Source organism: Pseudomonadota bacterium, assembly GCA_016711215.1.
GTDB lineage: Bacteria > Myxococcota_A > Polyangia.
The window spans coordinates 802,586-827,223 of record JADJTL010000002.1; the positions used below are offsets into that span (position 1 = coordinate 802,586).

Here is a 24,638-nt window from a genome sequence, read left to right on the forward strand (position 1 = left end):
GCGAGGTTCGCGCGCCCGCCGCCGCCGCCGCCGCCGCCGCGACAGCCGCGCAGCTAGCGCCACGGCTCGCGCGACGGCAGCGTCGCCGCCGTCGGCGTGGTCGAAAGCGCGAGATCCCCCAGCCGTTTCCAGCTGCGCTGGTCCGCGCTCGCGAAGACCAAGGCGCCGGGATTCGTGCCGCAATAGGAGCCTGAGCAGGTATCGCCGCAGAGCGTGTCGGGCATCGAGGAGTCGCCGACGGCCGCGGCCCGAGCCTCGATCCCGCCAAAGTCGACCTCGAGGCAGGCGGTGACGCCGCGGCGGTCCAACACAGCCACCCGCTATCGCCGAGTTCCTCTGGGTCGAGGTAGCGGCGACCATGGGCCGCGGCGTAGGCCGGAAACGCCTGCTCCCAGCGGCTCCATTCGTTCCTGACGTTCACGCTGAGCAGGTCGACCGACAGGTCGGGGTTGCTGGCAGGGGTTGCTGGCCCCCGCCCCGGGGCCGCAGCGCCCCGTCACCGACCTAAGGCAGCCGCCTGGCCCACCGGGGGGCCTAGCGGTCGTTTGAGCCAGCGCTGCGCGCGCCCCCGCGGCGCTGCGCCTAGGGGGCGCGCGCCCCCGCTTCGGCCACCGGTTCCTGCTCCGAGTGCTGCTCCGAGTGCCAGCGAGCGACATCGCTCCTGCCCTTCCCCGCCCCTCAGCCCAGGGCGCCCTTGGCCCCTGCCGTGGCGCAGAGCGCCTTGCAGCCGCCTCTGGGGCCGGCGTAGCGGGGCCGCGACCCTCCGCGGCAGGAGGGCCGATCGCTCCCTCGCATCGGACGTCCGGACGCTGGCGCATTTCGTGCTGTCACTGGGCGGCCCGAGCCATGACGGCTCGCTTTTCCGCAGCAGTCCGCAGCAGTCCGCAGCAGAAGGAGACATCATGTCGCATCGTTCCTGGGGTCCCCACGCGCGCGCAGGCGCCGGTTTGGCCGCTCTTCTGGGGGTCGGTCTCGCGGCGGGCTGTGGAGCCGAAGCCGCCGACAGTGGTGCACCATTGCCGACGGAGAGCGCCACCGAAAGCGCCGCCGCGCTGAGCGGCGACACCTCCTGTAAGCACGTCGGCGGGGTGGTGATGCTGCTGCCCGAGCCGGCCGGGAAGTGCACCATCAGCACCAAGCTGCCTGGCCCGACCTACGTCGGCAATCCTGATCCGACCGGAAATCCGGCCTGCTTCAGGGTGTTCGTCTTCGGCTCCCTGAACGGTTCGGGCTACGCCGGGCTGACGGCCGAGGCCCTGCAGTTCGGCGGCACCGCGACCCCGGCGACCTTGCATGAGTGGCCGGCGCCGCCGACGCTCCCAACGCGACTCGTGCTGACGGCGCGCTCGGCCCTGAAGTTTTCCGGCGGCTCGATTCAGACGCGGGACACGAATCTGATCGATACGGCCACCGGCACGATCACCGAGCAGATCATGATCACCGGCGGCGACGGCGCCTACGCTGGTGCGACCGGCGCGCTGGTGATCCTCGGCGACTCCCTGGGCAAGCCCGCACCGATCACCGGCCGCATCTGCGTGCCCAGGTCCTAGTCCGAGCGGGTTAGCTATATTCGCGTAGCGCCCGCCGCTCCCGTCCCTCTCACTTCTCCGGAATGAACTCTCCCGTGGCGCTGCGCCGCAGGCCCCGACGGACCCGCGGGACCATCGCCTCGCGCGTGACCGAGATCGGCTCGGCATGCCAGATGTCACGGTTGTATTCACGAATGGCGCGATCCGAGGAGAAGCGTCCGCTGCGGGCGACGTTGAGGATGGCCCGTCGCAGCCACCCCGCTGAGTTGGCGTAGGCCGCCGTCACCCGCTGCTGGGCTTCCGCGTAGGCCGCGAAGTCGGCGAGGACGAAGAAGCGATCGTCGTCAAGCAGGTCACGCATCAGGGGCTCGAAGAGCCCGCGCTCCTCGGGCGAGAAGAAGCCGTCGCGGATCATGTCGATCGCCTCGCGCAGCCAGGGCTGGCCCTCGAGGTGGGTGCGGGGCTGGTAGTGCGGCCGCAGCGCCGTCAACGCCTCTGTGGTGTGACCGAAGATGAAGATGTTGTCCTCGCCGACCTCCTCCAGCATCTCGATGTTGGCGCCGTCGAGCGTGCCGATCGTCAGCGCGCCGTTGAGCATGAACTTCATGTTGCTGGTGCCAGAGGCCTCGAAGCCCGCCGTCGAGATCTGCTCGGCCAGGTCTGCGGCCGGGATGATGCGCTCGGCCAGAGAGACCCGGTAGTTGGGCAGGAAGACCACGCGCAGCAGCTCGCTCGTGGTGGCATCGTTGTTGATGCGATCGGCGGCGCTGCAGATCAAGCGGATGATCAGCTTGGCCGTCTTGTAGTCGGGTGCGGCCTTGCCGCCGATGATCACCGTGCGCGGGTGGAAGTCCCCCGGACCGTCGTGCTTGAGCCTGAGCCAGGTGGCGATGAAGTGCAGCGCGTTGAGCAGCTGCCGCTTGTACTCGTGGATGCGCTTGACCTGCACGTCGAAGATCGACCGCGGATCGATCGTCAAGCCCGTCAGCGCGCGCGTCAGCTCGGCCAGCGCTCGCTTGTTCTGATCTTTGATCGTGGCGAAGGCCTGCTGCAGCTCCGGGTCCTCCGCCAGCGGCTCGAGCTGGCGGAGCTGGTCGAGCTCGAGGGGCCAGCGCGTGCCGATGCGCGCGCTGATCAGCGCCGCGAGCGCGGGATTGGCGGCCAGCAGCCAACGGCGCTGCGTCACGCCGTTGGTCTTGTTGTTGAAGCGCGTGGGCAGCAGCTCATGGAACTCGCGCAGCTCACGCTCCATCAGCAGCCGCGTGTGCAGCTTGGAGACCCCGTTGACGGAGTGCGAGCCGACGATCGCCAGGTGCGCCATCCGCACGTGCTTGTCGCCTTGCTCCTCGATCAGCGAGACGCGGCGCAGGCGGTCGTCGTCGCCGGGGTGGAGCACGGCGACCTCGCGGAGGAAGCGCCGGTTGATCTCGTAGATGATCTCGAGGTGGCGGGGCAGCAGGTTACCGAGCATCGATACCGGCCAGCGCTCGAGCGCCTCGGCCAGCAAGGTGTGGTTGGTATAGGCGAAGGTGCGGACGGTCAGGTCCCAGGCCACCTCCCACTGCAGCTCGTGCTCATCGATCAGCAGGCGCATCAGCTCGGCGATCGCCAGCGAGGGGTGGGTGTCGTTGAGCTGAATCGCCGCCTTGTCGGGGAAGGCCGTGAAGTCGCTGTGGCTGACGAGATAGCGGCGGACGATGTCGCGAATCGAGCAGGAGACGAAGAAGTACTGTTGCTTGAGCCGCAGCTCCTGGCCCTCGAAGAAGGTGTCGTTCGGGTAGAGGACCTTGGAGATGTTCTCGGAGAGGTTCTTCTCCTCGACGGCCTTGAGGTAGTTGCCGTGGTGGAAGTAGTCGAGGTCGAACTCCTTGGAGGCGCGTGCCGCCCACAGCCGCAAGGTGTTGACCGATTCGTTGCCATAGCCGTCGATCGGGTAGTCGTAGGCCATGCCGATCACGCGCTGCGTGTCGACCCACTCGACCCTGAGCTGCCCATCCGGCAGCTTGAGGTGACGGGTCTGCCCGTAGAAATGCACGACGTAGGCGCGCTCCGGGCGCGCGACCTCCCAGGGGTTGCCAGCCTTGAGCCAGAGCTCGGGCCGCTCGAGCTGGCGATTGTGGCGGATCACCTGCTCGAAGATGCCGAACTCGTAGCGAATGCCGTAGCCGTAGGCCGGCAGCTCGAGCGCCGCCATCGAGTCGAGGAAGCAGGCCGCGAGGCGACCCAGGCCCCCGTTGCCCAGGCCCGCGTCGGGCTCCTGTTCGACGAGGTCGGCCAGGTCGAGGCCGACCTGCTTGAGCGCCGTCCGCGTCTCATCATAGATGCCGAGGTTGATCAGGCTGTTGACCAGGGCGCGGCCGATCAGGTACTCGGCCGAGAGGTAGTACACGCGCTTGACGTCCTTGCGGTAGTAGGTCTGCTGCGTGTGGATCCAGCGCTCGACCATGCGGTCGCGCGCCGCCAGGGCCAGCGCGAGGTAGAGGTCGTGCGGCGTGGCGGTGAACTTATCCTTGGATAACGAGTACTCGAGGTGGCTGGCGAAGGAGCGCAGGATGCTCTCGCTGTCCATCCCCTTGTTGAACGTTTCCCAGCGCTGAAAGAGCGTGCTGTCTTGCATCGGAGCCCTCCCGGCCGCGGCCGATCAGGGCGATCGCGCGGCGAACGTGCTGCTGGCGCGGCTTGAGTCGAGCGCGGCGATCATACACGGGATCGCGCCGCGGCCGCACGCCTCCGCCGGCGCCTGGAACCGGTTGCCGCGGGAGCGAGGCTGGGGCACACTGCGCCGCCCGCGCTGGAGCTGGGCGGCGAAAGGAGTCGATGGCACATGACGGAGCTGCTGACGATGCTCGTGGATCTCGTGCTGCACCTCGATCGGCACCTGGGTGCGATCATCGCGCAGTACGGCGTCTGGACCCACCTGCTGCTCTTTCTGATCGTCTTCTGCGAGACGGGGCTGGTGGTGACGCCCTTTCTTCCGGGCGACTCGTTGCTCTTCGCGGCTGGCACCTTCGCGGCGATCGGCTCGCTCGACGTCCACCTGCTGGTGCTCTTGCTCACCGTCGCCGCGATCGCCGGCGACACCCTGAACTACTGGATCGGCGCCTGGGCTGGGCCGCGCGTGTTGAACGGTCGCGTGCGCTGGCTGCGCCAGGACTACCTCGAGCGGACCCACCGCTTCTACGAGAAGCATGGCGGTAAGACGATCATCCTCGCCCGCTTCGTGCCGATCATTCGCACCTTCGCCCCCTTCGTCGCCGGCGTCGGCGCGATGAGCTACCGGCGCTTCCTCCTCTTCAACATCGTGGGTGGGGTGGTCTGGGTCGCGCTCTTCAGCTATGCCGGGTACTTCTTCGGCAATATCCCGGTCGTACGCCGCAACTTCACCATCGTGATCATGGCGATCATCGTCCTCTCGGTGCTCCCGATCGTGATCGAGTACCTGCGGGCGCGTGGTCAGCGGAGTGCCTCCGGCGCCGGCGATCCGCCGCCGAAGCCTCAGACGGTGACGAGCGCCACCGAGTCGCGCTGACGACCCGGAGGAGCGCGCTCGCGCCCAAGGGCCAGCGCGTAGCCAGCGGGACGGACGCGCGAAGGTTCTTACGCGCAGGTTCTTGGCTGCGGGCTGCTTGCGGGGCCCGGGCCCGCGGCCGCGCGTTCAGCTTTGCCGGGCGGGGCCGAAGGAGCGCTCGAAGAGCTCGTGAATCGCGTTGCGGCCGTGCTCGGCGAGGCTGCGCGTGCCGGTGCCACACCAGCGGCGGGCGCGGATCAGCGGCGGCTCCTCGGCGACCCAGCGCGTCCCCTCCCAGGCGTACCAAGCGCGGCGCTCCTGGTCGTAGACGTGGACGGCCTTCTTCCACGACCGGCCCAGCTCCACGGCCCAGCCGGTGCCGCCCTTGACGGTCTCGTCGGGTTGGATGATCCCGACCGCGAAGACCTCGCTCGCCGTGTTGACCTGATGCCAGATGCTCTGCAGCGTGCGCCGGAGCTGGTCGCTATCCGGAAAGGTGCGATGCATGTGGGCCTGCAGGTAGATCGGGCTGACGGCACCCTGGGCCAGCTCCTGCTCGCTGAGCCAGAGGAGGTTGCGCGCGCGGGCCGGCGTGCGCCCGGCGAAGGTGAAGTTCAGCTCGCGCAGACCCCAGCGCTCGGCGCAGGCGCCGAACTCGCTCTCGGTGCCCGCGGCACCGCCGGAGAGCAGCGTAACCCCGCTGGCCGTCGTTTGCGCGCTGAGACCGTCGCCGACGACCTTGAACTCCTGCGTCACGAGCCGATGCGTGCGCGGCTGCAGCCGCAGCGCCGTCTCTGCCGGGGAGCTCTCGTTGTGGCGTTTGAGCAGGCGCACGGCCACGGCGCCGTCATGCGGCTCGAGGAAGAGCGCCACCTCGATCCGCTCACCCCAGGCGTCGGTGGGCGGCGGCATCCGCAGGGGATGCTGTCCCGTATGCTCGCGGTGCGTCTGCACCGCCATCCACAGCTCGGCGCCGAGCTCGGCGGCCTGGGCGAGGAAGCCATCGATCGCGCTGTGCTGTTCTTCGGTGCTCAGGCCATCGAAGTCGTAGCCGTCGATGATCAGCACCTCGGGTTGAAAGCGGGTCGTCGCGCGCAGCGCCGCCAGCGACTCCGCCAGCTTCTCCGGGCGCAGCCGGCGGTCCCCGAAGGTCAGAATGATGCGGCGGTGCGTGACCAACGCCTGCGTCGCCTCGAGCCGGCGCTCTTCCTCGTCGCCGGCGACGTGGTCGAAGAGCGCGTCATACCAAGACTGCACATGGTCGAGGGTGTGCTCCAGCGAGACGTGCAGCACCGTCTGGCCGCGCAGCAGGTGGCTGAGACTGATCTGCACCAGGCACGCGGTCTTGCCCTCGCCGGCGCGCGCCATCACCACCCCGAGGCGGCCGGCGCCCGGCCAGCCGTGCATCGACTGCGCCAAGAGGTGCAGCGGATTCTGCAGCGTGACTGAGTCCTGTAGCGTTGCCGAGCTCGCCAGCGCGGGCGGTTTCTGACTGTCCATGTTGCCTCCTCAGCGCGGTAAGCCGTTGCTCAGCCCTGCTGTTCGCGGCGCGCCTTCGCCACCAGCTCCTCGCCAATGTTGACCGGCACCTCGAGGTAGCGGCCGAACTCCATCGTGAACTCGGCCTTGCCCTGGGTGGCCGAGCGCAGCGCCGTGACATAGCCGAACATCTCCGCCAGCGGCACCTCGGCCTCGATGCGGGCCATCTGATCGACCTCCTGCGAGCCGATGATCATGCCGCGCCGCTGCACCAAGGTGGTCAGCACCGCGCCGCCGAAGTCGGCGGGGGTCTCGACCACGACGCGCATGATCGGCTCGAGGATGCGCGGCGACGCCTTCTCGTAACAGCTGCGCCAGGCACCGCGCGAGGCCTCCTGGAAGGCGATATCCGAGGAGTCGACCGCATGCGCGGCGCCGTCGTTGACGACCACGCGGACGTCGACCACGGGCACGCCGATCAACCGGCCCTTGGCCTGCATCGAGCGGAAGCCCTTCTCCACCGAGCTGATGAACTGCTTCGGGATCACGCCGCCGCGCGTCTCATCGTCGAAGGTGAAGCCCCCGCCGGGCTGCGGCTCGATGAAGCCGACCACCCGACCGTATTGCCCGGAGCCGCCCGTCTGCTTCTTGTGCAGGTAGTCGAAGTCGGCGCGGCGCGAGACCGTCTCGCGGTAGGCCACCTGCGGCGGCGAGACCTCGACGGAGACGTTGTACTCGCGCTTCATCCGCTCGAGGTAGATCTCGAGGTGCAGCTCGCCCATCCCGCTGACCAACGTCTCGGCGGATTCGGCGTCGGTGGTCACGCGGAAGGTGGGGTCCTCCTTGGTGAAGCGTCGCAGGGCCTTGGAGAGGCGCGTCTCCGAGGCGGTGTCGGTGGCACGCACGGAGAGCGAGACGACCGGATCGGGCACGTGCATCGCTGTCATCGAGACGTTGATCTTGCCGTCGGTGAAGCTGTCGCCCGAGTTGCAGTCGATGCCGAACATGGCGACGATCTCGCCGGGGCCGGCCTCCTGGATATCCTCCATCTCATCGGCGTGCATCCGGACCAGGCGCCCGACCTTATGCTTCTTGCCGGTGCGGACGTTGATCACGCTGTCGTCGCGCGCCATCGTGCCCTGGTAGATGCGCAGATAGGTCAGCTGGCCGTAGCGGCCATCCTCGAGCTTGAAGGCCAGCGCGATCATCGGCAGCGCGGGATCGCTGCGCACGGCGATCTTGGCCCCATCATTGTCGAGGTCGATCGCCTCGTTCGGCACCTCGCTCGGATCGGGCAGGTATTGGATCACCGCGTCGAGCAGCCGCTGGACGCCCTTGTTCTTGTAGGCCGAGCCGAGCAACACCGGCACGATTTTGAGGTCGATCGTCGCGCGGCGCACCGCGGCGCGGATCAGCTCGATCGTGACGCGGTCCTCGAGCATCGCCTCGGTCAACGCATCGGAGAACATCGACAGGGCGTCGAGCATCTCCTCACGGGCCGTGGCGGCCTCGCTGACCTGGTCGGCGGGGATCGGGCGCTCCTCGATCGTCTCACCGTTGGGGCCGGAGAAGCTGTAGGCCTTCATCTCGATCAGGTCGATCAGCCCCTCGAAGGCGTCTGCAAGGCCAATCGGCAGCTGCAAGAGCACGGGGTTGAGCGCGAGCGTCTCGCGCAGCTGATTGCGTACGCGCACCGGGTTGGCGCCGGCGCGGTCGCATTTGTTGACGAAGGCGAGCCGCGGCACGCCGTAGCGGCGCATCTGCCGGTCGACGGTGAAGGACTGGCTCTGCACGCCGGCGACGGCGCAGAGCACCAGAATCGCGCCGTCGAGCACGCGCAGGGAGCGCTCGACCTCGATCGTGAAGTCGACGTGTCCCGGCGTGTCGATGATGCTGATGTGGTGTCCGAGCCACTCGCAGTGGGTCGCCGCGCTGCAGATCGTGATGCCCCGCTCGCGCTCGAGGTCCATCGAGTCCATCTTCGCGCCGACGCCGTCCTTGCCCTTGACGTCGTGAATCTGATGGATCCGCTTGGTGTAGAAGAGCACCCGCTCGGTCAGCGTCGTCTTGCCGCTGTCCACGTGGGCTGAGATGCCAATGTTTCTGACGAGAGACCGGTCCAATAACATCATCGAACTCCGCGCTTGAGGAGAAGCAGCGCCAGGGCGCCGAGGGCCACGCGATAGTAGCCGAAGGCGCTGAAATCGCGTCGGCTGACATACGACAAGAGCCAGCGAATAACCAGCATTGCTGTAACGAGGGCCGTCACCAGCCCCACGCCGAGCGGCGCCGCGCCCTGGTCGGCGAAGAGCGTGTAGTGCCGCGCCAGGTCGTAGAGCGTAGCGGCGCCGATCGTCGGGATGGCGAGGAAGAACGAAAACTCGGTCGCGGTGGTGCGGCGTAGGCCGACGAGCAGGCCGCCCATGATCGTCGCGCCGGCGCGCGAAACGCCGGGGATCAGCGCCAGCGTCTGCGCCAGGCCGATGACCAAGGCCTGCCGCAGGCTGACCTGCTCGAGCTCGGCGACCCCGCGGCTATGATCGCGGCGCTCGATCAGCAAGATCGCCAGGCCCCCGGCGACCAAGGCCCAGGCCACCACCGCCGGATCGAAGAGGTGCAGCTTGATCGGGCGGTGCAAGAGCAAGCCGGCGACGGCGGCCGGCAGGAAGGCCAGCAGCAGCTTGGCGACGAGCAGGCGAGGGCCGGCCTGGTCGAGGCCGCGCGCGAGCTGCCAGAGGCGGCTGCGGTAGAGCCAGACGACGGCGAGGATCGCGCCGAGCTGGATCACGATCTCGAAGGTCGCGGCCAGCTCGCCCTCTTGGCCGAGCAGGTGGCCGGCGATGATCAGATGGCCGGTCGACGAGATCGGCAAGAACTCGGTCAAGCCCTCGACGACGCCGAGAACCACCGCGTCGCTCAAGCCGAGTGGGCGTACTGCCTGGTGCACGAGCCTTTCCTGCCACGCCAAGCCGCGCGCGGGGCCCAAGGGCTGGCGCGGGGAGGCGGGACATACCCGACTTGGGCGACGAATGCAAATGTCGCGGGGCCCATCCAGAGCGCGCCCGACTGACGCGCCCGACTGACGCTTGATCGGCGGCTGGCGCCGTGCGATAGGCCCACGCAAGGGGAGGGCGGGTATGGGACGCATGGCGAAGCTCGTGGCGAAGCAGATGGTGGCGAAGAAAATTGTGACGAAGAGGATTGTAACGACGCAGCCGAGTGGCCAGACGCGCGGGCGAAGGGGCGGGCCGGCGATGCTCGGGGCGCTGGTGCTGGCGGCCTTCGCCGCGGGCGGCGCTGCGCGCGCGCGGGCCTCCGAGCGGCCCGCGATGGGGCGGTCGGTTCCGCACCTCTTCGCCGCTAGCGGCAGGGCGCCGCTTCGGTCCTCTGGCGGTGAAATCCCCGCTCTCATCGAGGAGCATCGGGTCGACCTCAGCGGGACCTTTGCCGCCGGGCCGCAGCTCGGCCACTTCCTCAGCCCGGCGCTGCGGCGCGTGGTGCGCCTCGAGCGGATCACGGCGGAGCGCGCGTCAGCGCCGACGGTGACGCAGCGGGCCTTCTTCGAGCCCGGCTTTCCCGGCAGGCCCGAGCTCGAGTTCTCGACGCCGCTGCGGGTACCAACGAGGCTCGGGACCTCGCAGGGATCGCTGTGGACCGGTCTCAGCGAGGTCCGGGGTTCCGCCGGCAACCTGCTCGGGGTCTTCGGCCGGACCCTCTTCACCAGCCCAGAGCTCGTCGAGAGCGAGGCCTTCTGGATCGACGGCGCGGGGGGCGTCCATCCGCTGACCCCGGCCCGCTATCGTGAGGCCCTACGCGAGCACGATACCGTGGTGATCGCGGGCACGTCCGGCGATTTCGCCGCGCTGGTCGAGCGGACGCACTTCCCGGCGGCCGCGCTGCCGGCGGAGCATTGGTTCTCGCGCCAGCAGGAACCGACGACCTGGGTCGATCGCGAGGGGCAGCGGTGGGGCGTAAGCACGGAGACGCGGGGCCGCGCGGCGGCTGGCAAGGGGGCGAGCGCGGGCTCGCCGAGGAAGACGCAAAGGCTGCGCTTCCAGGGGTTGGATGGCGCCGAGCGCGCGATCGCGCTGCCCGAGGGGTGGGTCGAGCTGCGCACGAGGCTCTTCGCGCTTCAGGAGGCCGAGGGCGGGGCCAGGCAGCAGGCGGCGCTCGCCCCGACCGTGGCGGACTGGCGCTTCGTGTTGCAGCCTGACGCCGCGGGCAGCGGGTTGCTCGTGCCGCTCCCCGCCAGCGGCTTCGGCGTGACCGTGCCGGCGCATCAGGCCGAGGAACGAGGGCCGCGGGCTTCTTCAGCCGGTGGCGGGCGTCGCGAGCGGAGCGCAGGCGGCGTCGTGCCAGGTCTGGCACCCGAAGCGGTGAGCAGGGTGCTAGCCGGTTTCTGACGGCTACCTCCGGCGCCCGCCAGCAGCAGCAGGTGGCAGCAGCGCCGCGCCCCGGGCGGGTGGCTGGCGAGCACCTCCGCTCGGCCCGCGCGGGTTGCCCCGAGCGCACGGGCTGCGCTCAGAGCAGGTTGCACTTGGAGGGTGGGCAGAGGCCGTAGCGCTGAATCGCGCGGCCGGCGCCGACGCCGCAGAAGGGCAAGAAGCCCGGGGGCAGGCCGCCGACGCGGTAGGGCGAGGCGCCCGGGGCCAGCCAATAGGGGTGGGCGAGCACGAAGGCGACGAGGCTGGCGAAGGGCAGGGGCTCGCCGGCCGCGGGCGAGAGCTCGTCGTCGAACCACAGGCCATGGCTGCAGTCGTGGACGCACTCGACGAGGAAGTGACCGTTGGCGATGAGCACGGTCTCCAGCGCTCGCGAGGCGCTGGCGAAATCGATCGTCAGGCATTCGTCGCCCCTGCCGCCCCAGAGCACGAGCGCGGGCAGCCGGTGCGTGGCGCTGGCGCCTGGGTTGGACCAGGGGCGTAGCAGCAGGTTGCTCAGTGGCTTGGTGCTCTGCACGCCGCCCGAGAGCGAGACGAGCGAGGCCAGGTAGTCGCCGCGGGCCGCCGCGAGCTGCGCCGAGAAGAGCGCCCCGGCGCTGAGACCGATCGTGCTGACGCAGTCCTGGTCGATCGGCAGCTGGGCCGCGGCGCAGGAGAGCAGGTCGTCGAAGAAGACCAGCTCCTCCTCGACCCTGCGGTTCTCCGCCGTCGCCATGAAGGGCCAGGGTACGGACGCGAAGCCAAGGAGGCCGACGCCGCCGCCGAGGATCGTCACGTCGCCCTTGGCCTCGGGCGCGATGAAGACCACGCGGTACTGGTTGGCCGTCTGCTGCAGGCGGCCGCGCTCGACCATCGCCGCGGCCGAGCCCCCGAGCCAATGCCAGGCGAAGACCAGCGGGAAGCGCTCGTTGGGCCGCGCCGGCGTCGCTGGCAGCACCAGCAGGAAGTTGCGCTTGCTCGGTCCGGTCTCCATTTCATTCCGCCCCGCGTGCCAGGTCGGGCAGCTACCACGGCTGTAGCGCCGAGCGCTGGGGGCGCGTGTCGCCCCGACGGGGGCCGGGCTGCTGCAGCTCGCGGCGGGTGGCGGGGTCGTCCCCGCGTCAGCGCTCGGGCTGGCATCGGGTGGTCGCTGGGTGACGGCGCGATCGGCGCCGGCATCGGCCGCCGCGGGGCCCTCGGGCCGCCAGTAGGCCGCGCTATCCGGACCAAGGGCGACGAGGCCGTCGCGCCGAGACTGCGCTCGGCTGTCGCTGGCTGCCTGCGCGCCTCGGCCGCCGGCATCGACCGAGCCCCGTGTCGGGCCCGAGGAGAGGCCCGGCGTGCCGCCACCGCAGCCGGCGCTGAGGGTGAGCAGGGCGCTGAGGGCGAGCGGGGCGCTGAGCGCGAGCGCGGCCCGGCGGCAGCCCAGGCGAGGCTGGCGGCGCGGCCTGAGCGGGTCGAGCGACGGGTGCATGCGACGATGATGGTCGACGCCACCCGTCGCAGCAAGCCCCGCGGCCGGGCGCTGGGCGCGCCCCCGGAGGGCCGCCACCGGGCAGAGGCGTGCCTGCGGCTGCGGTGGACCGCGGCGCGCGCGCCGTGGTACCTGAGCAGGGTGCCAGGCTGAGCTGCGCGGCCGCTGGTTGTGGGGGCCCGAAGGCTGGGATTCGATCCCCGGCAACTCCGACCTCTGGGAAAGGTGGACTGACCATGTTTCCGAGCGTGTTTCCGAGCGTGTTTCCGAGCGTGTTTCCGAGCGTGTTTCCGAGCGTGTTGCGACGGCTCTTGCTCGTGGCAGGGGTCCTGGTGGGCCTGGGCGTGAGCGCGGGCTGCGGCGACGACGGCCTCTATCATAAGTACGGCGGCGACCGTTCGCGCTACGAGTGTGGGTTTTCGGGGAATGGTTGCTGGGGCAAGGATGGCGCGGCGCCCTCCTGCAACAGCGGCAACGTTTGCAACACGGCGCGCCAGGGCGAGGCCCTCGGCGTCGACCGCTGTCCGGCAACCGTCGGCGTTTGCGAGGTACGGGCCGACGCCGGCTAGCGCCCTGCGTCGTTCAGAGCGCCGCGACGGCCGCGCGAAAGACGCGACCGCGGTGCTCGAAGTCGCGAAACATGTCGTAGCTGCTGCACGCCGGTGAGAGCACGACCGCGTCGCCGGGCTGCGCGAGCGCGGCGGCGTCGGCCACCGCCTGCTCGAGGGTTGGCGCGCGGTGCAGCGGCACGGTGCCGGCGAGGGCGCTGGCGATGCGGTCGGCGGCGGCGCCGATCAACACGACGTGGCGGCAGACCTCCTCGACGACCGCCCGCAGCGGCGCGTAGTCGCCGCCCTTATCCTTGCCCCCGGCCAGCAGCACGACCGGCTGCTCAAAGCCAGCCAGCGATCCGGCCACGGCGCCAACGTTGGTCGCCTTCGAATCGTCGTAGAAGCGCACGCTCGCGCGCTCGCCGACCAGCTCCATGCGATGAGGCAAGCCGACGAACTGGCGTAGGCCCTGCTCGCAGGCCGCCACCGAGGCACCGGCGAGGCGCGCCGTCAGGAGCGCGGCCAGGGCGTTGAGGGTGTTGTGGCGTCCGGGCAGGCGCAGCGCGCGTCGTGGATAACGCTCGACCTCACCGCCGGGCAGCCGCAAGCAGAGGGCGCCCTCTGCTTGCCAGGCGGCCCTTTCGGCCCCGGGTGCGAGCGCAAAGCCGAGGCGCTGGGCCCGGCCCGCGGCAGCGAGCGCCCGAACCTCGGGTTGGTCGGGCTCGTCGCTGAGCAGGGCGAAGTCCTCGGGCCGCTGGCGTTCGAAGAGCCGCGCCTTCGCCCGTTGGTAGGCCAGGTAGCTCGGATAGCGATCGAGATGATCCTCGCTGAGGTTCAGCAGCACGGCGATATGCGCGCTGAACTGTTCGATGCGCTCGAGCTGGAAGCTCGAGAGCTCGAGCACCAGCAGACCCTCGGGTCCGGCGACCGGCTGGTCCACGACCTCGCTCAGCGGTTGGCCGAAGTTGCCGCCCCAGAACACCGGCCGGCCCGTCACGCGCAGGATTTCGCCCACCAGCTTGGTCGTCGTCGACTTGCCGTTGGTCCCGGTGATGCCGATGATCGGCGCGCGTACGCAGCGATAGGCCAGCTCGAGCTCGCCGATCAGCGGTACGCCGGCCGCCTCGGCCGCCTCGAGCTGGGGAAGCGGCGGCACGCCCGGGCTGACGACGACCAAGTCCGCCGATCGCAGCGTCTCGGCGCGATGGGCGCCGAGCTCGAGCGTGCAGCGCGTGGCCAGCTCGCCGAGCGCCGGCTGCACGGCGGCGGCGGTGCGAGCGTCACTGAGGGTGACGTGCGCACCGCGCGCCAGACAGAGCGCGGCAGCCGCTCGCCCCGACCGTCCCGCACCCACGACCACCACGCGCTTTCCTTCGAGCTGCATCACCCTCTCCCGCTGGTTGCGTCGCGCCGCTTGCGTCCCGCTGCTTGCGTCCCGCTCTTGCGCGGCCCTTGCTCAGTCCGCGGCGCCCGCCCGACGCGCGGCCGCAGGCCCGGCGCTAGCGCAGCTTGAGGGTAGCCAGCGCGAGCAGCGCCAGCATGATCGAGATAATCCAGAAGCGAACGATGATCTTCGGCTCGGCCCAGCCCTTGAGCTCGAAGTGGTGGTGAATCGGCGCCATGCGGAAGACGCGCTTACCGGTCAGCTTGAACGAGAGCACCTGCACCATCACCGACACGGCCTCGACGACAAAGACCCCGCCGAGCAGCAGCCAGACGAGCTCGTTCTTGGTCAGCACCGCGAGCATGCCGAGGCCGCCGCCGAGGGCCAGCGAGCCGACGTCGCCCATGAAGACCGAGGCCGGGTAGGTGTTGTACCAGAGGAAGCCGACACCGGCGCCGGCCATCGCGCCGCAGTAGACGGCCAGCTCGGCGGCGCCCGCGATGAAGGGGATGTTGAGGTACTGGGCGACATTGAACTTGTTGCGGCCGAGCACCGTCCCACCGGCGTAGGAGAGGAAGAGGAAGGTGCCGGCGCTGACGATCACCGGACCGATCGCCAGGCCGTCGAGCCCATCGGTGAGGTTGACGGCGTTGGAGCTGCCGACGACGACGAACCAGGCGAGGACGAAATAGAGGGGCGCGGGAAGGCGCAGCGGGCGGCGATCGAAGCCGACGAAGGGGAGGGCCAGGCGCAGGGCGATCGAGGGCGAGAACACGCCTTGACCCCAGAAGACGATCGCCAGCGCGACGGCGGCGACCCCGCCCTGACCGAGGAGCTTGAGCTTGCCCGGAAGGCCGCGGCTGCTGCGGCGCCCCAGCTTCAGCATGTCGTCGCCGAAGCCGATCGCGCCATAGCCGACCGTGACCGAGAGCACCAACCAGACGAGCTTGTTGCTCAGGTCAGACCACAGCAAGGTCGGCAGCACCAGGGCGAGCAGAATCAGGCTGCCACCCATCGTCGGCGTGCCCGCCTTGGCGAGGTGGCTCTGCGGCCCGTCGTCGCGCACCTGCTGACCGATTTGCCGCGACTGCAGCTGGCGGATGAACCACGGGCCGAGAAAAAAGCTGATCAGCATCGCCGTCAAGGTCGAGGCGATGATGCGCGTCGACGGATAACGGACGACGTTGAGCCAGCGTAGGCCGAAGTGGTGTCGCAGGGGATAGAGCAAGTGAAAGAGCATCCGCGCTCCCTTTTTCGTAGCTGCTTCAGCGCTGCGGCGCCGGACGATCCGCTGCCGCGTCTCTGCCCGTCGCTGGCGCCAGCTCGAGCAGCGTCTCGACGACGCGCTCCAGCCGCGCGCCGCGCGAGGCCTTGACCAAGATCCAGCCCGCTCGCGGCAGCAGCTCGAGCGCGCGCCGCGCAGCCGCCGCCGGATCGTCGGTCTCGACGATGCGCTGCGGCGCCAGGCCCCCCGCGCGCGCCCCGTCCGCGATCGCCCGGGCGGCAGCGCCGACGACGACCAACCCGGCGAGCGGTAGCTGCGCTGCCGCTCGACCCACCTCCTCGTGCAGCGCCTCGGCCTGGGCGCCGAGCTCGCGCATCTCCCCGAGCACGGCCACCGCCGGCTGCGTCTGGGCCAGCTCGACGAGCGCCGTCAGCGCGGCTCGGACCGCCAGCGGGCTGGCATTGTAGCAGTCGTCCAGCAGCGTCAGGGGCCCCAATCGTCGCACGCGACTGCGGTGGCCGAGCTCCGGTGGCCGCGACAAGCCGGCGATGATATGGCGGTGCTCGATGCCGAGGGCGAGCGCGATGCAGGCCGCCGCGCTGGCGTTCTGCGCGTTGTGGCGCCCAACCAAGGGCAGCATCAGCTCGAGCCTCTCCCCGCGCAGCGTGAGCGTCAGCCTCTGCCCCGCGGCGCCCGCGGGCTCGGTGGCCAGCAGGCGCGCGTCGGCGCCGGGACTGCTGCCAAAGCGAAGCCGCTGGCGGGCCAGCGAGCGGCGCAGCGGCGGGTCGAGCAGCGGCTCGTCGTCGGGGACGATCGCGCAGCCCTCGGGGCCGAGCGCGTCGAGCAATGCAGCCTTCTCGGCGGCGATGGCCTCGATCGTTCCGAGGCCCTCGAGGTGGACGGGCGCGAGCGCCGTGATCAGGCCCAGGTCGGGACGCGCGAGGCTGGCGAGGTAGGCGATCTCGCCGCGCGTGCTCATCCCCATCTCGACCACCAGATAGCGGGTGGCCTCGGGCAGCGCCAGCAGCGTCAGGGGCAGGCCGAGCTGGTTATTGAGGTTGCCGCGGTTGTAGTGCGTCGGGCCGGCGAGCGCGAGTATCTGTTGCGTTAGCTCCTTGGTCGTCGTCTTGCCGACCGAGCCGGTGATCCCGATCACGCGCGGGGCGACGGTCAGGCGCCAGGCCAGCGCCAACGCGCCGAGCGCGCGCAGCGTGTCGGGGACCAGCAGCACCGCGCAGGGCGCCGTGGCGAGCAGCTCGGCCGCGGGTGGGCGCTCGAGCAGCACCAGCGGCGCCCCCGCCGCCGCGGCCTGCGGCCAGAAGCTGTGACCGTCGACCTGCTCCCCGCGCAGCGCGACGAAGGCCGCGCCCCTGGGGACGTTACGACTGTCGGTAGAGACGGCGGTGCAGAGGCCCGTGGTTGCCCTTTGTGGCCCGATCAGCGCGCCACCGGTCGCCGCCAGAGCCTGCGCGATCGTCATCCGCACGACGCGCCCCCGGTCTTGCGCTGCTGGCGCGCGGCGAGGCCGAGCCGCGCGTGCTGGCGATCATCGAAGGGCAGGCGCTGGTCGCCGATCAGCTGGTAATCCTCGTGGCCCTTGCCGGCGATCAGCAGGAGCTCGCCGGGGCCGAGGAGCGCCGTCGCCGCCGCGATCGCCCGCGCGCGATCGGGTTCGAGCCAGTAGACCGGCCCGAGACCCTCGGCGCGCGCGAGGTGCGTCAGGGCGGTCGCGCCCGCGCTGGCCAAGCCCTCGACGATGCCCTCGACGATCGCCGCCGGCGCCTCGCCGCGCGGGTTGTCGGTGCTGACGATCACCAGGTCGGCCCCTCGAGCGGCCGCCTCACCCATCAACCGGCGCTTGCCACGGTCGCGTTCGCCGCCGCAGCCGAAGAGCAGCAGCAGTCGCCGCGGCTTGAGCAGGCGCAGCGTGGCCAGCGCGCGCGCCAGGGCATCGGGCGTGTGGGCATAGTCGACGAGCACCGCGTGCTCCTCGCTGCCGTCGTCGACGCGCTCGAGGCGACCGGGCACGCCGCCGAGCGCGCCGAGTCCCGCCGTGGTCTGCGCCAGGCTGAGGCCGAGGGCGTGCGCACAGCCGGCGGCCAGCAGCACATTCTCGGCGTTGAAGTCGCCGAGGAGCGGGACGCGGAAGGGCTGCTCGTCGGGGCCGAAGTGCAGCACGCCGCTCAGCCCGCTGAGCTCGAGCTTCAGCGCGCTCAGCCGGACCTCGGCGTGGCGGTCGTGGCGCGAGCAGCGGATCAGCCGCAGATCGTCGCGCTCGCGCACGGCGTCGGCCATCGTCTGGCCCCAGGGACCGTCGAGGTGGATGACGGCGGCGCCGCCCGGGCGCAGGTGCTGCTGAAAGAGCTGCCGCTTGGCCTCGAAGTAGCGCTGCATCGTGCCGTGCAGGTCGAGATGATCCTGGGTCAGCTGCGTGAAGGCGGCCACGGCGAAGGCAGCGCCCCCAGAGGCGCCCCTGCGCCAGGCCATGGGAGGAGACCTCGAGCACGGCGTGGTCGCAACCGGCCCTTGCCATCCGGCCGAGCGCCTCCTGCAGCACCGGGGCGGTCGGCGTGGTCAAGGGCGCCGGCTCGCTATGGCCGTCCCAGCGGTAGTAGACGGTGCCGAGCAGCCCGGGGCGGTGGCCCGCCTGGCGCAGCAGCGCCTCGAGCAGGAAGGCCGTCGTCGTCTTGCCGTTGGTGCCGGTAATCCCAACCAGCGCCAGGCGCGTGCTGGGTCGGTGATGCCAGCGGCTGGCGGCCTGGCCGAGCGCGCGCGCTGGATCGTCGACGACGACGCAGGGCACGAGTTGGCCCTGGGCGCCGCGCAGCGCCGCGGGCGTGCCCGCGACGACGGCTACCGCGCCGGCCCCCGCCGCTTGCTTGGCGTAGGCGAGGCCATCGTGACGCAGGCCGGGGAGCGCGAAGAACACCTCGCCGGGGCGAAGGCGGCGCGAGTCGTCAGCCAACCCCGCGACCGGCAGGGAGGCCCAGGCGGCCTCGCCGGCGGCGGCCTCCGGCAGCAGCTCGCCGAGCGTGCGGCTCGGGAGCGGTGGAGCACTCGGCTGCGGCGCGCGGTCCATCGGCAGCTCTACCTCGCTCAGCGACGGCGACCGAGGCTTTGCGCCAGCTCGCGCGCCACGTCGCGCTCGCGCGCCGCATGGCGCTTGTCATGCTGCTGTTTGCCCTTGGCCAGCGCCACCTCGACCTTCGCGCGGCCGTCGCTGAAGTAGAGCTCGAGCGGCACGAGCGTAAACCCGCGCTCCTGGACCTTGGTCTCCAAGCGCGCGATCTCGGCGGCGTGGAGCAGTAGCTTACGCGGCCGCAGGGGCTCGTGATTGAAGTGCGTGGCCTGCGGATAGGGGCCGATGTGCGCGTTGACCAGCCAGACCTCGCTGTTGCGGATCTCGGCGTAGGCGTCGCCGAGGTTGACGCGCCCGTCACGCAGCGACTTGACCTCGCTGCCGACGAGCATCAGGCCCGCCTCGTAGCGGTCGAAGATCAGGTACTCGTGAAAGGCCTTCTTGTTGCGCACGATGACCTTACGTCCCGCGCCCGCCTTGCCCCCACTGCTCGCTTTCGCCATGGCCGTGCCCCTGCGGGGGCGGACTGTAGCACCCCGGCGCCCTGGGACCACGCGATGGTTCTGTCGGGCCGCGCTCGCCGCTCAGCGCGGGCTCTCGGCGCGGGCCAGCGCCAGCACCTCGACCGAGGCGGCGCCGGCGGCGCTGACTGCCCGGGCGCAGGCGGCCGCGGTCGCCCCGGTGGTGATGACGTCGTCGATCAAGAGCACGTTTCGCCCGCCGACCCGCTCGGGCCGGGCGCTGAAGGCGTCGGCGACGTTGCGCTCGCGCGCGGCGCGCCCCAGCCCCACCTGCGGGCGCGTGGCGCGCGAGCGCCACAGCGCGCGGTAGTCGAGCTCCGCGGGGCAGCGACGGACCCACTCGGCGGCCAGCAACGCGGCCTGGTTGTAACCGCGGCGCACGAGTTGGGTGCGGTGTAGCGGCACCGGGAGCACGAGCAACCGCGCGCCGCACGCTTCCCCGCGGGAAGCTCGAGCGGCGGCAGCAGCAGCCCGAGCGGCCGAATCAGCTCGGCCGCCCCGCCATACTTGAGCCGCCGGATTGCCCGCGCCAGCGGTCCGCCGTAGAGCCACCGCGCCCGCGCGCGCCGGTAGGGCGGTCGGGAGCGCAGGCAGGGCCCGCAGAAGGCGCCTGCTGTCTCGGGGGCACCGCAGCAGCGGCAGGCCCGCTCGACAGCGACGAGCGCTGGAGCGCAGGCGGGGCAGAGCAGGTCGCGCGCGCCGACGATGCTGGCGCAGCCGACGCAGCGCGTGGGCAGCAGCAGCTCGAGCAGCGCCTCGCCGAGCCCCCTGCCGAAGCCTCCCCACCTCGAGCGCCAAGGGCGCCCCGCTCCTTCTGCCGACATGGTGGCGTTCTCGGCCCCGCGGCTCGCCCTGTTGCGTCCATGGTCGCTTGCTGCGCGGCGCACCGATCGACCCAGCGAGGCCGCGGACTGAGCTTCTCCGGTTCGGCGCTCAGCCGAGTTGATGGCGGCGCAGGAGCCGGCGGAGGTTGGAGCGGTTTAGACCGGCGCTACGCGCGGCCTCCGAGACGCTGTCATGACGCGCCAGCAGCTGGGTCAGGTAGCTGCGCTCGAAGTGCGCCACCGCCTGCCGCTTGGCCGCGGGGAAGGGTAGGTCGAGCAGCTCGGGCGCGACGCTCGCCTTGCTCGGCGCGGCGCCGCTGATCTGGGCCGGAAGGTCAGCGAGCGTGATGCTGCTGCCGCGCGCGAGCACCACGGCGCGCTCGACGGCGTTCTCGAGCTGACGGACGTTGCCCGGCCAGGCGTACTGCTCCAGCGCCCGCATCGCCGGCGGCTCGAAGCCCTCGAGGCGTCGGCCCATGCGCTGGGCGTGCTTGCGCAGCAGGTGCTCGGCGAGGAGCAGCACATCCTCCCCGCGCTCGCGGAGCGGTGGGACCTCGATCCGCACGACGTTGAGCCGGTAGAAGAGGTCCTCGCGGAAGCGGCCCTGCTGGGCCTCCCGCTCGAGGTTGCGGTTGGTGGCCGCGATCACCCGCACATCGACGAGGCGCGTCCGGATCGCGCCCACCGGCCGCACTTCGCCCTCTTGCAGCGTGCGCAACAGCTTGGCCTGCATCGCGGGAGAGATGTCGCCCACTTCGTCGAGAAAGATCGATCCCTGGTCGGCGGCGACGAAGAGGCCGGGATGGTCGGCGGTCGCGCCGGTGAAGGCGCCCTTGCTATGCCCAAAGAGCTCGCTCTCGAGCAGGGTTTCGGCCAGCGCCCCGCAGTTGAGCTGGACCAGTGGCTTGGCGGCGCGTGGGCTCAGCGCGTGAATCGCCAGCGCAACGAGCTGCTTGCCGGTGCCGCTCTCGCCGGTGATCAGCACGGTGGCAGGACTCGCCGCCACGCTGCGTATCAGCGCCGCGACCTGGAGGATCTGCGGGCTCTGGCCGACGATGCGGTGGAGCGCGTCACCCTGGACCTCGCGCTCGAGCTGAGCCAGGCGGCGCTCGCGACGGTGCAGCTCGGCCGCGCGCCGCACGGTGAGCTCGGCGGCCTCGTTGCCGGCGAAGGGCTTGCTGAGGAAGTCGAAGGCACCGCGCTTGATGGCCTGGACGGCATCGGCCACGGTGCCGGCGCCAGTCATCATCACGACCTCGACCTCGGGCCGCTCCGTCTTGATGCGGCCAAGCAGCTCCAGGCCATCAAGCCGCGGCATCCGCAGGTCGATTACGGCTACGTCGATCCGCAGCTCGGCCAGTCGCGCAGCGGCCTCGAGCGGATCGGCGAGCAGCGTCAGCCGGTAGTGCGGGTCGCGCAGGATGCTGCGCCAGGCCCGCAGCACCGCAGGATCGTCGTCGACGACCAAGACATCGACCGGCAACACCGCGCCTGGCGAGGCCGCGCCTGGCAGTAGGTCGCCTGGGGTTGGGCCTTCAGCCATCGAGCTTGCGCGCTCCCCTCGTCCCTCCCGCGGGCGGGGCGCCGAGCGCGGAGGTCTGATGCGTCGAGTTCAATGAGTGTCCTGTGGCCCAAAACATTTTTTGTCATCTACGACCGTCTGGCGCGTATGGTCGCTGACACAGCAAACCATACGTATTCCGTGAGCTTGCGCCTTTGTTCCAGCTCTCCAGCCACTATTTCACTTCATCTGACAAAGGGTGTCAATTTCGACACGTCTTAAATGAACAATAGTTACAGGATAATGAACTGAATTATCGGTTCCCGGCCTGGGTCATCTATGACACATAACTCGCTGCAATGACAATCACGGCGTATGTAATCACTGATACTTCTAAACAACAGGATTATGGCACGTCCGTTGCTCCACTTGGCCCCGACGGAGGCAACGATGACGATGCAGACGGTCCAACGGAGCGAGCTGGCGCGCGAGCTGATGCCGCTGGTGAACGACGTCGCGACGCAGATCGCCCGCCGCGTACCGATGCACGTCGGCCTCGACGATCTCGTGGCGGCCGGTGCCCTCGGGCTGGCCGGCGCGCTGACGCGCTTTGATCCGGAGCGCGCGGAAACCTTCCGTGGTTACGCGGAGTCGCGCATTCGCGGTGCGATCATGGACGAGCTACGCCACCGCGACATCATGTCGCGCGATGCGCGCATCGAATCGAAGAAGCTCCAGCGCTCGGTCGAGCAGCTTTGCGCAGCACGCGGTCGCGAGGTCGCCGACGAAGAGATCGCCGACCATCTCGGCCTCGATCTCGAGGCCTATTGGGCGCTGCAGCTGCGGCTGAAGTCGGCGCGCATGGTCTCGGCGGAGCAGCTCGAGCTGCTCGATGAGGCCGCGAATCCCTACGAGCAGGCCTGCGAGACCCAATCGCGCCAGCTCTTGGCGGACTGTATCCGCGCGCTCCCCGAGCGCCAGGCGCTCGTCCTCTGGCTCTACTATTACGAAGAGCTGCCCCTGCGCGAGATCGCGGCGATGCTCGGCGTTACGCCCTCGCGCGTCTGCCAGATTCGCTCCGAGGCGGTCGAGAGCCTGCGCCGCGAGGTCGAGGGGGAGCAGGCGGCGGCGATCGCGGCCTGAGCCCTTGGCGCCGGCCGCGCCTTCCCGTCCATGTGCCCATCCCGATGCCCGGCGGCGCTGGCTGCTAAACGCTGGGCGGCTACCGTCGATGATCCCGCCATGAGCCGGCGCAAGTCCCAGCGGCGAGCGAGCAACGAGCCAGAGGCGGCGCCCTCGAGCCTGACGCGAGAGCGGATCGACCCCGAGCTGCTGGCGGCGGTCCTACTACGCGCCGAGCCCTCCCTGCGCCAGGCGACCCAGCGCGCGCTGGGTCGGTCGGGTTGGGCCGTCGCTCGGCGGCACCTGCCCTGCCCGAGCTGACGCTGGCCTGCGGGCGGCGGCGCGCAGCGCTGACCGACATACTTCGGCGACCGCGGCGGTGGTGCTAGGCTGAGTCGGTGTTGCCCAGCGACGAGCGCGTGGCACGGCGCCGCGCTGCTGCCGTCGCCGAGTCGTGGATGACGCCAAACTGAAATGCAGCCAAGCACTCCGCAGACCTCACCGGCGATCATGTTGGTCGACGACGAGCCGCTGATTCGTACGGCGGTGAGCCGCCTGCTCGGGGCCGCGGGTTACCGAGTGGTGGTCGCGGCCGGGCCGGAGCAGGCCCTCGCCTTGTTGGCTGAGTCGGGGTCGCGGATCTCGCTGCTGGTCAGTGACATCAACATGCCGGGGATGGACGGTCTCGAGCTCGCGCGGCGCGCGACCGCGATGCAGCCGGCGCTGCGAACGCTCTTCCTCTGTGGCTCTCCACTGGAGGCGATCGAGGGTCTCCCGGCCGGTGCGCAGTTCCTCGAAAAGCCCTTCACGCAGGAGACGCTCCTGCGCGCCGTGCGCGAGCTCCTCGCCGCCTAAAGGCTGGTTTTGTCGGGGGCGGACTGCGCTGGGCAAGGCTCGGACCATGCGGTGGTCCCGGACCACCGCATGGCGGCCGAGTACAGCGACTACAGATCGTGCGGGCGGACGGTCGCGCGGTTGTTCGTGCGCGTGCGCTCCATCGCGGCGTCGAGCAGCGAGTAGATCTTCTCGCTCAGCGCGGGAACGACTTCCGAGCTGCTCTGCAGCTCCTGGGACTTGATGTAGTCCTTGACCTTGCTGGCCACGACTAGGACTTCACGCTCGGTCTTCTTGGCCTTCTTGGGGGCCGCTGCTGCCTTCTTCTTCGCCTTTGCCATCGGTACGCCCTCCTCAGCGTAGTCAGCTGCCTCAGCAACGATTAGCCAATCGCATGCTTCAGCAACAGTAAAACCAGTGCAATGAACAAAAACTTTTCGAGCATAAGCGCGACCATGTCAAGCGCTTTTCTCCGCAGGATGCCGAATTCTGGCATCTAGAGGGTGATCTAGGCACTTCTTGCCGCAGACTTCCGGCGTCGGATGCTCCCCTGCTCTGGGCGGAGAGACGGTCTCACTGCAGCTTCCCCGGCGTCAGCTCGAAGGTGTAGTTGCGCGATTCGCGCTGCTCGATGCGGGTGCGCAGCAGCATGTAGCCCGCTCGCGTCAGCACGAGATCGAGCGGCGTCCCCGGTTGCGCCAGCTCGAGGGTCAGCGGCGTCGTTCCGAGCAGCCGGCGGTGATGATGCACCTCGGCACCTCTGGGCACGGTCATCACGCGCACGACGATGCGCTGCCGCAGGGCCGCACCTTCCGCGGCCTCGCGCGGCCGGACGCTCGGTGGCGGCGGCAGCGACTCCGGCAGGGCGACCGGCCGAAGCGCGGCGAAGGGATCGTCGGCAGCCGGCGGCGAAAACACACTGGGTCGGGACGTCGCCGCCGCGAGCGCCGCTGGTGGCGGCGGCGACGAGGCCCCGTCGGGAACGCGTTGGTCTGCCGCGGTCGCCGGCTCGACGGGCATGGCCTCTGCCGCGCTGCCTGTCGCCCTTGGTCGGACGCCGCGCGCCACGGTCGCCGGGCGCGGCAGGCTGGGCGCGCAGCCGAGGGCCATGGTGAGCAGGCCGCAGCCCGCGATCCAGCCGTAACGCATTATTGCTCGGCAGCGCACGCGGCATTCGATCACAGCG

General features: G+C 70.4%; 21 protein-coding genes and 2 pseudogenes. 7 read left to right on the top strand and 16 right to left on the bottom strand.

The window, feature by feature from the left end:
• Positions 1-53: 53 nt before the first annotated feature.
• Complete coding sequence (locus tag IPL40_08305) at positions 54-317, bottom strand: hypothetical protein (protein ID MBK8481164.1); 264 nt, start codon at positions 315-317, stop codon at positions 54-56.
• Positions 318-902: 585 nt separating this feature from the next.
• On the opposite strand from IPL40_08305, the gene IPL40_08310 reads away from it, so the two are divergent.
• A complete protein-coding gene (locus IPL40_08310) occupies positions 903-1,550 on the top strand; it encodes a hypothetical protein (protein MBK8481165.1) in 648 nt (215 codons plus the stop codon).
• Between the two features lie 49 nt (positions 1,551-1,599).
• Here the strand turns inward: IPL40_08310 and IPL40_08315 are convergent, their stop codons facing one another.
• On the bottom strand, positions 1,600-4,146 hold the full coding sequence (locus tag IPL40_08315) for a glycogen/starch/alpha-glucan phosphorylase (GenBank protein MBK8481166.1): 2,547 nt from the start codon (positions 4,144-4,146) through the stop codon (positions 1,600-1,602).
• Between the two features lie 207 nt (positions 4,147-4,353).
• On the opposite strand from IPL40_08315, the gene IPL40_08320 reads away from it, so the two are divergent.
• A complete protein-coding gene (locus tag IPL40_08320) occupies positions 4,354-5,058 on the top strand; it encodes a DedA family protein (GenBank protein MBK8481167.1) in 705 nt (234 codons plus the stop codon).
• Between the two features lie 126 nt (positions 5,059-5,184).
• Here IPL40_08320 and IPL40_08325 read toward each other — a convergent pair whose 3' ends face one another.
• The 3 genes from IPL40_08325 to IPL40_08335 are packed head-to-tail and all read right to left on the bottom strand — an operon-like array spanning position 5,185 to position 9,664.
• Positions 5,185-6,537: an AAA family ATPase gene (locus tag IPL40_08325; protein ID MBK8481168.1), complete on the bottom strand. Its 1,353-nt coding sequence runs from the start codon at positions 6,535-6,537 to the stop codon at positions 5,185-5,187.
• Between the two features lie 29 nt (positions 6,538-6,566).
• Positions 6,567-8,645, bottom strand: a complete 2,079-nt coding sequence (locus tag IPL40_08330) for an elongation factor G (protein ID MBK8481169.1) — start codon at positions 8,643-8,645, stop codon at positions 6,567-6,569.
• Entirely contained in the window at positions 8,645-9,664 is a 1,020-nt protein-coding gene (locus tag IPL40_08335; GenBank protein MBK8481170.1) for an undecaprenyl-diphosphate phosphatase, read from the bottom strand. Before IPL40_08335 ends, IPL40_08330 begins: the two co-directional genes overlap by 1 nt.
• On the opposite strand from IPL40_08335, the gene IPL40_08340 reads away from it, so the two are divergent.
• Positions 9,654-10,919: a hypothetical protein gene (locus tag IPL40_08340; GenBank protein ID MBK8481171.1), complete on the top strand. Its 1,266-nt coding sequence runs from the start codon at positions 9,654-9,656 to the stop codon at positions 10,917-10,919. The two genes, IPL40_08335 and IPL40_08340, sit on opposite strands and share 11 nt — an antisense overlap.
• A gap of 118 nt (positions 10,920-11,037) precedes the next feature.
• On the opposite strand, the gene IPL40_08345 is transcribed toward IPL40_08340, so the two are convergent.
• The gene (locus IPL40_08345) at positions 11,038-12,411 is read right to left on the bottom strand and encodes a hypothetical protein (protein MBK8481172.1); all 1,374 of its coding nucleotides are present in this window, start codon (positions 12,409-12,411) and stop codon (positions 11,038-11,040) included.
• A gap of 236 nt (positions 12,412-12,647) precedes the next feature.
• On the opposite strand from IPL40_08345, the gene IPL40_08350 reads away from it, so the two are divergent.
• Positions 12,648-12,980, top strand: coding sequence for a hypothetical protein (locus IPL40_08350; protein ID MBK8481173.1), 333 nt, complete (start codon positions 12,648-12,650; stop codon positions 12,978-12,980).
• A gap of 13 nt (positions 12,981-12,993) precedes the next feature.
• Here IPL40_08350 and murD read toward each other — a convergent pair whose 3' ends face one another.
• The 8 genes and pseudogenes from murD to IPL40_08390 form a co-directional block, all read right to left on the bottom strand.
• Positions 12,994-14,325 carry a UDP-N-acetylmuramoyl-L-alanine--D-glutamate ligase gene (gene murD, locus IPL40_08355; protein MBK8481174.1) on the bottom strand — a complete coding sequence of 444 codons (1,332 nt, stop codon included), beginning with the start codon at positions 14,323-14,325 and terminating at the stop codon, positions 12,994-12,996.
• A 136-nt stretch (positions 14,326-14,461) separates the two neighbouring features.
• Positions 14,462-15,586, bottom strand: a complete 1,125-nt coding sequence (locus tag IPL40_08360; GenBank protein MBK8481175.1) for a phospho-N-acetylmuramoyl-pentapeptide-transferase — start codon at positions 15,584-15,586, stop codon at positions 14,462-14,464.
• 25 nt (positions 15,587-15,611) lie between these two features.
• The gene (locus IPL40_08365; protein MBK8481176.1) at positions 15,612-17,051 is read right to left on the bottom strand and encodes a UDP-N-acetylmuramoyl-tripeptide--D-alanyl-D-alanine ligase; all 1,440 of its coding nucleotides are present in this window, start codon (positions 17,049-17,051) and stop codon (positions 15,612-15,614) included.
• On the bottom strand, positions 17,048-18,058 hold the full coding sequence (gene murE / locus IPL40_08370) for a UDP-N-acetylmuramyl-tripeptide synthetase (GenBank protein MBK8481177.1): 1,011 nt from the start codon (positions 18,056-18,058) through the stop codon (positions 17,048-17,050). The genes IPL40_08365 and murE overlap by 4 nt, the downstream gene beginning before the upstream one ends.
• Positions 18,030-18,398: pseudogene (locus IPL40_08375) on the bottom strand (UDP-N-acetylmuramoyl-L-alanyl-D-glutamate--2,6-diaminopimelate ligase). The gene murE and the pseudogene IPL40_08375 overlap by 29 nt, the downstream one beginning before the upstream one ends.
• A 269-nt stretch (positions 18,399-18,667) precedes the next feature.
• A complete protein-coding gene (gene smpB / locus IPL40_08380; protein ID MBK8481178.1) occupies positions 18,668-19,153 on the bottom strand; it encodes an SsrA-binding protein SmpB in 486 nt (161 codons plus the stop codon).
• Between the two features lie 81 nt (positions 19,154-19,234).
• Positions 19,235-19,995, bottom strand: a pseudogene (locus IPL40_08385) (ComF family protein).
• Positions 19,996-20,104: 109 nt separating this feature from the next.
• A complete protein-coding gene (locus IPL40_08390) occupies positions 20,105-21,538 on the bottom strand; it encodes a sigma-54-dependent Fis family transcriptional regulator (GenBank protein ID MBK8481179.1) in 1,434 nt (477 codons plus the stop codon).
• 408 nt (positions 21,539-21,946) lie between these two features.
• Here IPL40_08390 and IPL40_08395 point away from each other — a divergent pair, with 408 nt between their 5' ends.
• The 3 genes from IPL40_08395 to IPL40_08405 all read left to right on the top strand — a co-directional run bounded on the left by IPL40_08395 (position 21,947) and on the right by IPL40_08405 (position 23,473).
• Positions 21,947-22,639 (top strand): FliA/WhiG family RNA polymerase sigma factor, encoded by a 693-nt coding sequence (locus tag IPL40_08395; protein ID MBK8481180.1) that lies wholly within the window; start codon positions 21,947-21,949, stop codon positions 22,637-22,639.
• A 99-nt stretch (positions 22,640-22,738) separates the two neighbouring features.
• Entirely contained in the window at positions 22,739-22,939 is a 201-nt protein-coding gene (locus tag IPL40_08400) for a hypothetical protein (GenBank protein MBK8481181.1), read from the top strand.
• Between the two features lie 153 nt (positions 22,940-23,092).
• Positions 23,093-23,473, top strand: coding sequence for a response regulator (locus IPL40_08405; GenBank protein MBK8481182.1), 381 nt, complete (start codon positions 23,093-23,095; stop codon positions 23,471-23,473).
• A gap of 89 nt (positions 23,474-23,562) precedes the next feature.
• On the opposite strand, the gene IPL40_08410 is transcribed toward IPL40_08405, so the two are convergent.
• Entirely contained in the window at positions 23,563-23,793 is a 231-nt protein-coding gene (locus IPL40_08410) for a hypothetical protein (GenBank protein ID MBK8481183.1), read from the bottom strand.
• A gap of 232 nt (positions 23,794-24,025) precedes the next feature.
• A complete protein-coding gene (locus tag IPL40_08415) occupies positions 24,026-24,601 on the bottom strand; it encodes a PEGA domain-containing protein (protein MBK8481184.1) in 576 nt (191 codons plus the stop codon).
• Positions 24,602-24,638 lie beyond the last annotated feature (37 nt).